Consider the following 9,124-nt stretch of genomic DNA (forward strand, 5'->3'; position numbering starts at 1 on the left):
ATGCGCATCGCCATCATCGGTTCGGGCATCGCGGGACTGGTCTGCGCCTGGAAGCTGGGCCGCGACCACGATGTCACGCTGTACGAGGCCAACGACTATCTGGGCGGGCATACGCATACGCACAGGGTCGAACAGGGCGGCCGGCGCTATGCGGTCGATAGCGGATTCATCGTTCACAACCCGCTCAATTACCCCCATTTCACGGCGCTGCTGGAAGAATTGGGCGTGGCGTCGCAGCCCACCACCATGAGCTTTTCGGTGCACAAGGAAGCGGACGGTCTTGCCTATAACGCCGCCTCGCTGGACACGCTGTTCTGCCAGCGGCGCAACCTGCTGTCGCCGCGATTCCTGGGCATGGTGCGCGACCTGATCCGCTTCTACCGCGAGGCGCCCGCGCTGCTGCGCGCCCCGGAGCCGGGCCCTACGCTGGGCGAATACCTGGCGCAACACCGTTACGGTGAGGCGTTCCGCACCGACCACCTGATTCCGATGGCGTCGGCGCTGTGGTCATCGCCGGCCTCGCGCATCCTGGCGTTTCCGGCGCGATACCTGGTGCGGTTCATGGCGAACCACCAGATGCTGCGCCTGAGCGGCCGGCCGCAGTGGCGCGTGGTGCAGGGCGGATCGCGCCGCTATATCGACGCCATGCGCCGGCAATGGGCGGTGCGCGAGCGGCTGAACTGCGCCGTGCGCGCCGTCCGGCGCCTGCCGGGCGGCGTGCAGGTCATGACGTCCGATGGCCAGGACCACCATGACGAGGTGATCTTCGCCTGCCACAGCGATCAGGCGCTGGCGCTGCTGGCCGACCCGACGCCGCAGGAACGCGAGGTCCTCGGCGCCATCGCCTACCAGGACAACGACGTGGTATTGCATACCGACGCGCGCCTGTTGCCGCACCAGCGCAAGGCCTGGGCCGCCTGGAACGCCTACGTGCCGGCCGATCCAGACGCGCCGTGTTCGGTCAGCTATTGCATGAACCTGCTGCAGGGCATCAGGTCGCCCCAGCCCTTCATCGTGACGTTGAATCGCAGCGATGCCATCGATCCGGACACGGTGCTGGCGCGCATGCGTTATCACCACCCCGTGTACACCCACGAAGCCGTGGCCGCGCAGTCGCGCCGCGCGGAGATATCGGGGCGCCGGCGCAGTTGGTACGCCGGCGCCTATTGGGGCTGGGGCTTTCATGAAGACGGCGTGGCGAGCGCGCTGGACGTGGTGCGCGGCATCCTGGAACAGTCGCGGGTGCGGGAGAGGGAGGCGGCATGATCCACCAGAGCGCCGTCTACGAGGGCCGGGTGACTCACCGGCGCCACCATCCGCACGCGCATGGCTTCGGCTACCGCATGGCGCAGCTTTACCTGGATCTGGATGAGATCGACCGCGTGTTTCAGGATCGCTGGCTGTGGTCCGTAGAGCGCCCCAATCTGGCGCAGTGGCGCAGGGCCGATTATCTCGACGCCGGCGACGGCTTGCCGCTGGCGCAGGCGGTTCGGCAACGCCTGTGCGCGCATCTGGGAGACATGCCGGACGGGCCCATCCGACTGCTGGCGCACCCCCGCTACGCCGGCTACGTCTTCAATCCGGTGAGCTTCTATTACTGCTTTGACGCGGATGGCCAGACGCTGGCGGCCATCGTGGCCGAGATCACCAATACGCCGTGGAAGCAGCGCCATTGCGTGGTGCTGCCGGCCACCGCCGCCGAGCGCGAGGGCGACGCGCTGGCCTGGCGCTTCGACAAGCGCTTCCACGTATCGCCATTCCTGCCGATGGATTGCGCCTATGACTGGCGCTTCAACCTGCCCGCCGACGACCTGCGGGTGCACATGCGGGTCAGCCGGGCAGGCGTGGCGCAGTTTGACGCGCGCTTGGATCTGCAGCGCCGCGCCTTGGATGGCGCGGGGCTAGCGCGCCTGCTGTGGCGCTACCCGTTGATGACGCTGCAAGTCGTCGGCGCCATTCATTGGCAGGCGCTGCGTCTGTGGCTCAAGCGCAATCCCGTCTACGACCATCCCCGCACGCCCAACGGAGAACCGCGATGAAACCCATGACGCCCTCGGAACATGCTTCGGTCGCGGCCAGCCGCCGCGCCAGTCCGCTCGAGCGGCTGTTGCGCCAGCGTCTGTTTGCCAGCCTGGCGGCACTGGACCATGGCCGGCTGCTGATCGAAGACGGGCTGGGCAGCGTCACGCTGGGCCGCGGCGAGCCGTGCGTGCGCCTGACGGTCAGTGACCTGGGCTTTTACCGGCTGGTGGCCGCGCAAGGCAGCGTCGGCGCGGGCGAGGCCTACGGCGACGGCCTGTGGCGCTGCGACGACCTGGTCGGACTGGTGCGCTTATTGGTGCGCAACCGCGACACGCTGGACGCCATGGAGTCGGGGCTGGCGCGGCTGGCCGGCTGGGCACTGCGGCGCTGGCATGCCGGCAACCGCAATACCCGCGACGGCAGCCGCCGCAACATCGCCGCCCACTACGATCTGGGCAATCCGTTCTTTGCGTTGTTCTTGTCCGACGACCTGATGTATTCGTCCGCGCTGTGGGCTGACGGCGATGACACGCTGGAGGGGGCGTCCCATCGCAAGCTGGCGACGATCTGCCGCAAGCTGGCGCTGCGTCCCACGGACCGCGTGGTGGAGATCGGCAGCGGCTGGGGCGGCTTGGCCATCCACGCGGCGCGTCACTACGGCTGCCACGTCACCACCGCCACGCTCTCGCGCGAGCAGCATGACCTGGCGGTCGAGCGCGTGCGCGCCGCTGGCCTGCAGGATCGGGTCAGCGTCGTGCTGCGCGACTATCGCGACCTGCAAGGCCAGTACGACAAGGTGGTGTCGGTGGAGATGATCGAAGCCGTTGGCGCGAATTTCCTGGAAGCCTATTTCGCCAAGGTCGCCAGCCTGCTCAGCCCGCATGGCCGCGCGCTGATTCAAGCCATCACCATCGAGGACCACCGCTATGCGCAGGCGCTGGCCTCGGTGGATTTCATCAAGCGCCACATATTCCCGGGCAGCTTCATTCCGTCCATCGATGCCATGCTGCGCGCCAAGACCCGCGCCTGCGATCTGGCGTTGGTGCACCTGGAGGATTTCGGCCAGTCGTACGCGCGCACGCTGCAGGTCTGGCGCGAACGCTTCCTGGCGCGGCAGCCCGAGGTGCGGGCGCAAGGCTTCGACGCACGCTTCAGCCGCTTGTGGGAGTTCTACCTGGCGTACTGCGAAGGCGGCTTTCGCGAACGCTCCATCGGCGTTGCGCACCTGCTGCTGACGCATCCGCAGGCGCGCCCTGAGGGCGAGCGCTGGGTGCGGGAGGCGCCATGACGACCTGGCAGCAATGGTTCTGCATCGCGTTGGGCATGATTGGCGCCATGACGTTGGCTTGGCGCTGGCAGCGCCGCCGCGCCAACGCCGGCATCGTCGACGTGGTGTGGGCGCTGGGCATGGGCGCGGCGGCATTGCTGATCGCCGCCACTGGCGCGGGCAGTCTTGCCGCCAGGCTCGCGCTGGCATTGATGGCTGGGGTGTGGTCGTTGCGGTTGGCTTGGCATCTGTGGCGGCGCGTGCGCGCAGGCGAGGACGGCCGTTATCGTGCGCTGCGCGAGCATTGGCAAGGTCACCAGGGCAAGTTCTTCGGCCTGTTCATGTTCCAGGCCGGGCTGGTGATGCTGTTCTGCCTGCCCTTCCTGGCGGCGGGCGTCAGCCCGGCGCAGGGCTGGCCCGTGGCACTGGCCCTGCTGATCTGGCTGGCCGCCCTGTCGGGCGAGGTGATTGCCGACCGCCAGCTCGACCACTTCCGCGACAACCCCACTCACCGCGGCCTGACCTGCCGGGTCGGCCTGTGGCGCTATTCGCGGCACCCTAACTACTTCTTCGAGTGGTGCCATTGGTTCGCCTACGTCGCCTTGGCGTGGGGATCGCCGCTGGCATGGTTGTCCTGGCTGGGGCCGGTGCTGATGTACGTATTTCTGCGCTGGATCAGCGGCATTCCGTTCACCGAGCAACAGGCGCTGCGCACGCGCGGCGACGACTATCGCGACTACCAACGCCGCACGCCGGCGTTCTTTCCCTGGTTCCCGAAATCCTGACGAGGTATGCCATGACGACCGCGACGCTGCACGACACTCCGTTGCCCACCGACCGCCCCGCGCCCGGTCTGCTCGGCCTGGCCGAGCGCGGCCTGCTGCCCGATGGGTTAGTGCGCCTGGGCATGCGGCGCCTCTGCGCCGAGCGTCTGGCGCAGGAATACGCCGGTGGCATCGAGGCCTGGACCGAGCGCGACCGCCAGCTTATCGCCGGCCTGCGCACCAGCGCCGTCGCCATCCACACCGATGCCGCGAACGCCCAGCACTACGAATTGCCGACCGCGTTCTTTCAGCTTTGCCTGGGCGCGCGCATGAAATATTCAAGTTGCCTTTACCCAACGGGCAGCGAAACGCTGGACCAGGCCGAAACCGCCATGCTGCGCTTGTATGGCGAGCGCGCCGAGCTGGCTGACGGCCAGGACATCCTGGAGCTAGGTTGCGGCTGGGGGGCGCTGACGCTGTGGATGGCCGAGCGCTTTCCCAACGCACGCATCACCGCGGTGTCGAACTCGGCCACCCAGCGCCAGCACATCGAGGCGCGCTGCCGGGAGCGCGGCTGGTCGCACGTGCGCGTCGTGACCTGCGATGTCAACGTGCTGGCGCTGCCCGCCGCCACCTTCAACCGCTGCGTTTCGGTGGAAATGTTCGAGCACATGCGCAACTACCAGGATCTGATGGCACGCATTGCGCAGTGGCTGCGGCCCGGCGGCAAGTTGTTCGTGCACATCTTCGCGCACCGCGAGCGCGCCTATCCGTTCGAGACCGACGGCGCCGGCAACTGGATGGGTCGGCACTTTTTTACTGGCGGCATCATGCCGTCGGCGCAGACGTTGCTGCACTTCCAGCAAGACCTGCGACTTGAGGAGCGCTGGTTTCTCGACGGGACGCATTACGCCCGCACCGCCAATCACTGGCTGGCCAACCAGGACGCGCGCCGGGAAACGGCGCGGGCGGCGTTGGCAGACGCTTACGGCCCGTCCTTGGCCCGTTTGTGGCACCAGCGCTGGCGCATGTTCTGGATGGCCTGCGCCGAGCTCTTTGGCTATGACGACGGCCAGCAGTGGGGCGTGGCGCACTACCGCTACACGCGGCCTTGAGGAGAACCATCATGTTGCGAAACCTGTGTATTGGCGTGACGGCCCTGCTGGCCGGCTGCGCGTCGCCGCCGCCCATGCCGCCGGTGGCTCACGTGGACCTGAACCGTTTCATGGGCGATTGGTATGTGATCGCCCACATTCCCAGTTGGCCCGAGCGCAATGCCTACGACGCCGTGGAAAGCTATCGGCTGCTGCCGGACGGCCGGGTGCAGACGGATTTCCGCTACCGCGATGGCAGCTTCGAGGCGCCCATCGACACCATGCATCCGGTGGCCACCGTGCGGCCCGGCACCGGCAATGCGGTGTGGGGCATGCAGTTCATCTGGCCCATCAAGGCCGAGTACGTCATCGCCTATCTGGACGAGTCGTACCAGATCACCATCGTTGGCCGCTCCAAGCGCGATTACGTCTGGATCATGGCCCGGGTGCCGTGCCTGGACGATGCGGTCTATGCCGATCTGCTCAGCAGGGTGACGGCGTTGGGTTACACGGAAGCGCCGCGCAAGGTGCCGCAGCGTTGCGAGCGGTGATGGCGGACGGGCAGGCGGGCGGCCATCCCGCCTGCGCTATCCTTCGCTCCATTGCCCATGTCGTGGCGAATAGGAACGAAGACAATGAGACGCGTGGCGCTGATCTGCATGCTGTCTGCCTCGGTGGCAAGCCAGGCGCAGGAAGTCCGGACCTGGCATTTTTCCGGCGCCGACCTGGTCGCCGCCATGGAAGGAAAAATGCCGTCGGGGATTCGCGATGCCTCGCTGGGCCGCCAGTTCTCGTCGGCGTATGCGCAGGCCTATGTGAGCGGGATCGCCGATCAAACGCAAGGAACGCTCTGGTGCACCCGAACGGGCGTGCTGCCGCATGAGTTGAAGGACAGGGTGCACAGCTATCTGACTGCGTTGCCAGACAGCCGCCTGAAAACGAACGCCGGACCGCTGGTTGGGGAGGCGCTGGCGCGTTCGTTTCCTTGCCGTTAAGGCCACCGTTGTTGGCGCGCACCAATGCGTTGGCGCCGCCCCGGCAGCATCCTGACCGAAGTGCAACATTGCTGTGCAAAGGCACGCGTCCCTGGTAAAAATCCCGAAGCCGAAAAAATCAGAAAACTTATGCGGCCCGTTGTTACGGGTTTGCGCCGAGGGGATGACGATGGGCAAGCCGACTGCAAAGCGACCTTTGCGAGCCAGAGCCGCTGCATTGGGGGGCCTCGAACCGCGCCGTTCGCTGCTGCGTCCGCCAGATTGGCGCGAGATGCTCTCCGTCACGGCCGTGGGACTTGTCATGGTGCAACCGGCGGCCGCGGCGCTGAGTTGCCCATCGGTCGACACCAACCCCTCCAATTCCACCACCTGCACCATTTCGTCCAGCCAGGGCGGGGCCGGCGCGCAGGTCAGCGTGGTCAATACCGCCAGCGCCGGCACCGGCGACAACGTCGGCGGCTATGGCGGCAACTACACGGTGATCAATAGCGGCGCGGTGTTGCAGCCCAGCGCCCCGCAGGGTGGCATCTTTGTTCGCCTGACGGGCGGCGAGGGATCCAGCGATACCAGCAACAATGCGACGAATGGCGGTAACGGCGGCACCATCACCGTCAACAACAACGGCGGGACGATCACGGTGCAGAACTCGCCGACGTCCAGCACCCAGGGCAGCGGGCCTGGGATATGGGCCGATTCGGGCGCGCAGTTCGGCATCTATGGCGCGTCGGTCGGCGGCATTGGCGCCAATGCCAATGAGACGGTGATCGGCGGGGGCAATGGCGGCCGGGGGGGCGACGGTTCCGCCGTGACGATCACGAATAGCGGCAACGTCAGTGTGTCGTACCTGCCATATGGCGGCGTCGGCCTCTACGGCGCCAGCATCGGCGCGGTGGGCGGGAATCAGGACAGCGCGGCGACGGGGGATCAGAACGGCGGCGGTGGCGGCAACAGCAATATCGTCAATATCAGCAACACGGGCACGGTCTCGGTCAGCGGATCCGCGGGGCGCTATGCGTGGGGCATCGGCGCCGAATCCATCGGCGGCGATGGGGGGCATGACAACGGCAGCGGCGCCAGCGCCGGAACGGCCAATGCCTCGAACCCTACGATCATCACCAACAGCGGCAACGTATCGGTGAATGTCAGCGGGTCGGCCCTGAGCAGCGTGCGCGGCCTGTCTGTGCTGAGCCAGGGCGGCAATGGGATGACGTCCGAGGACGGCAGCGACAACGGCGGCACCGGCGGCCAGTTCGGCGCGATGACGGTCGTGAACAACGGACAGGTATCCGTGGCGAGCTCGTCAACGGTCCAACCCGCCAGCCTGTCGCAGGTGTCCGGCGGAATTGTCGTCATCGGGCTCGGCGGCAATGGGGGGATGGGTCCGCAGACGATCACCAACACCAGCGGCGAGGTCGGCGGATACGGCGGCGGCAATGGGGGCACCACGACCAGCGTCACGCTCAACAGCGGATCGTCGATCACAACCTCCGGCAACTACATCCCCGGCGTCAGCGTCATCACGCAAGGCGGCAACGGCGGCGCGGGCCGCGAGGACAGCAATGGCGCGGTCGGCGGCAATGGCGGCACGGTGAGCGTCGCCATGAATGGCAATGCCAGCATCCGGACCAATGGTTTGCAGTCCACCGGCATTTCGGCCAGCAGCCTGGGCGGTGCGGGCGGCGGCGTCGAAACCAGCAGCGGCATCATCGACTTCACGCCCGAGAATGCCGGCAGCGGCGGCGCGGGCGGCGCAGTCACGGTCACGACGACCGGCGGTTCCATTCAGACGTTGAACGATTACTCCATCGGCATTCTCGGCCAGTCGATGGGCGGCATCGGTGGCGCCACCACGGCCAACTTCGAACTGTTCGGCAACGCGGGTGCGAATGCCGGCATCGGCGGAGCCAGCGGCTCGGTCACGATCAACAGCCAGTCGTCCATCTCGACGACCGGGCAGTCGTCGCACGGGATTTCGGCGCAGGCCATCGGCGGCGGCGGCGGAACGGCGGGCGTCAGCAGCGGCATCGTCGCGTTGGGCGGCGCGGGCGGCACCGCGGTGTCCGGCGGCACGGTCAACGTCAGCCAGTCCGGTGCGTTGAGCACCAGCGGGGCGGGCTCGATCGGGATGCTGGGTCAGTCCATCGGTGGCGGCGGTGGGGACGGCGGTGCGGCAAGCGGGGTCGCCGTCATCGGCGGACAGGGCGGCGGCGGCGGTAACGGCGGCGCGTCCACCGTGGGTCTGAACGGCTACACCCTGAACACGAGCGGCGACCATGCGTACGGCATCGTGTCGCAATCCATCGGCGGCGGCGGCGGGACCGGCGGCGCCGCGTCTTCCTACGACGCCAGCGTCGGGTTTGCCATGTCGGTCGCAGTGGGTGGCACCGGCGGAAGCGGAGGCGCGGGCGGCACCGCAGCGGGCAATGTATCCAACGCAAGCCTGACGACCGGATCGTCGGGCACCGCCAATGGCGACGCGCACGGCGTGGTCGTGCAGTCCATCGGCGGCGGGGGCGGAGCGGGCGGCGCCTCCGTGGCGAAAGCCTTGGCGATCGCCGTGCCGGACGAGGATGCGTCGTTCGGCGTTGCGGTGACCTTTGCGATGGGCGGCTCCGGGGCAAGCGGCGGCGCGGGCGGCACGGCGTCATCGGCCATCAACAATTCGATCCTGACGACCTATGGGGCGAATTCGCAGGGCGTGCTGGTGCAATCCATCGGCGGCGGCGGCGGCCTGGGCGGCAGTGCCTCGGCGCTGTCGACGCTGGTCGGCACGGGCGACTCCGTGGGCGGCACCGTGCAATCGACGGTCGGCGGCAGCGGCGGGTCCGGCAGCTACGGCGGCAATGCCACGCTCAGCCTGTCGGGCAGCACCATCACCACGTGGGGCGACTCCGCGAATGCGCTGGTGGTGCAAAGCATCGGCGGCGGCGGGGGCATGGGCGCCACCGGATCGCCGTTGGCGCATGGTTCGCTGCGCGTCGG

The 9,124-nt window shown here is 67.7% G+C and carries 8 protein-coding genes; all 8 read left to right on the plus strand.

Annotated features, from left to right (window positions below; translation table 11 throughout):
- On the plus strand, positions 1 to 1,266 hold the full coding sequence (locus MHZ91_RS01675) for an NAD(P)/FAD-dependent oxidoreductase (RefSeq protein WP_239211916.1): 1,266 nt from the start codon (positions 1 to 3) through the stop codon (positions 1,264 to 1,266).
- A complete protein-coding gene (locus MHZ91_RS01680) occupies positions 1,263 to 2,039 on the plus strand; it encodes a DUF1365 domain-containing protein (protein WP_239211919.1) in 777 nt (258 codons plus the stop codon). Before MHZ91_RS01675 ends, MHZ91_RS01680 begins: the two co-directional genes overlap by 4 nt.
- Complete coding sequence (locus MHZ91_RS01685) at positions 2,036 to 3,310, plus strand: cyclopropane-fatty-acyl-phospholipid synthase family protein (protein ID WP_239211921.1); 1,275 nt, start codon at positions 2,036 to 2,038, stop codon at positions 3,308 to 3,310. The genes MHZ91_RS01680 and MHZ91_RS01685 overlap by 4 nt, the downstream gene beginning before the upstream one ends.
- Positions 3,307 to 4,074, plus strand: a complete 768-nt coding sequence (locus MHZ91_RS01690; protein ID WP_239211934.1) for a DUF1295 domain-containing protein — start codon at positions 3,307 to 3,309, stop codon at positions 4,072 to 4,074. Before MHZ91_RS01685 ends, MHZ91_RS01690 begins: the two co-directional genes overlap by 4 nt.
- An 11-nt stretch (positions 4,075 to 4,085) precedes the next feature.
- On the plus strand, positions 4,086 to 5,168 hold the full coding sequence (locus tag MHZ91_RS01695) for a cyclopropane-fatty-acyl-phospholipid synthase family protein (RefSeq protein WP_239211936.1): 1,083 nt from the start codon (positions 4,086 to 4,088) through the stop codon (positions 5,166 to 5,168).
- 11 nt (positions 5,169 to 5,179) lie between these two features.
- On the plus strand, positions 5,180 to 5,698 hold the full coding sequence (locus tag MHZ91_RS01700; protein WP_175122630.1) for a lipocalin family protein: 519 nt from the start codon (positions 5,180 to 5,182) through the stop codon (positions 5,696 to 5,698).
- An 84-nt stretch (positions 5,699 to 5,782) separates the two neighbouring features.
- Positions 5,783 to 6,142 (plus strand): Rap1a/Tai family immunity protein, encoded by a 360-nt coding sequence (locus tag MHZ91_RS01705; RefSeq protein ID WP_239211938.1) that lies wholly within the window; start codon positions 5,783 to 5,785, stop codon positions 6,140 to 6,142.
- A gap of 271 nt (positions 6,143 to 6,413) precedes the next feature.
- Positions 6,414 to 9,124: beta strand repeat-containing protein (locus tag MHZ91_RS01710; protein WP_370647769.1), on the plus strand; the 2,711-nt coding region annotated here is incomplete at its 3' end.

This window comes from Achromobacter sp. ACRQX (assembly GCF_022346505.1).
GTDB lineage: Bacteria > Pseudomonadota > Gammaproteobacteria > Burkholderiales > Burkholderiaceae_B > Achromobacter > Achromobacter animicus.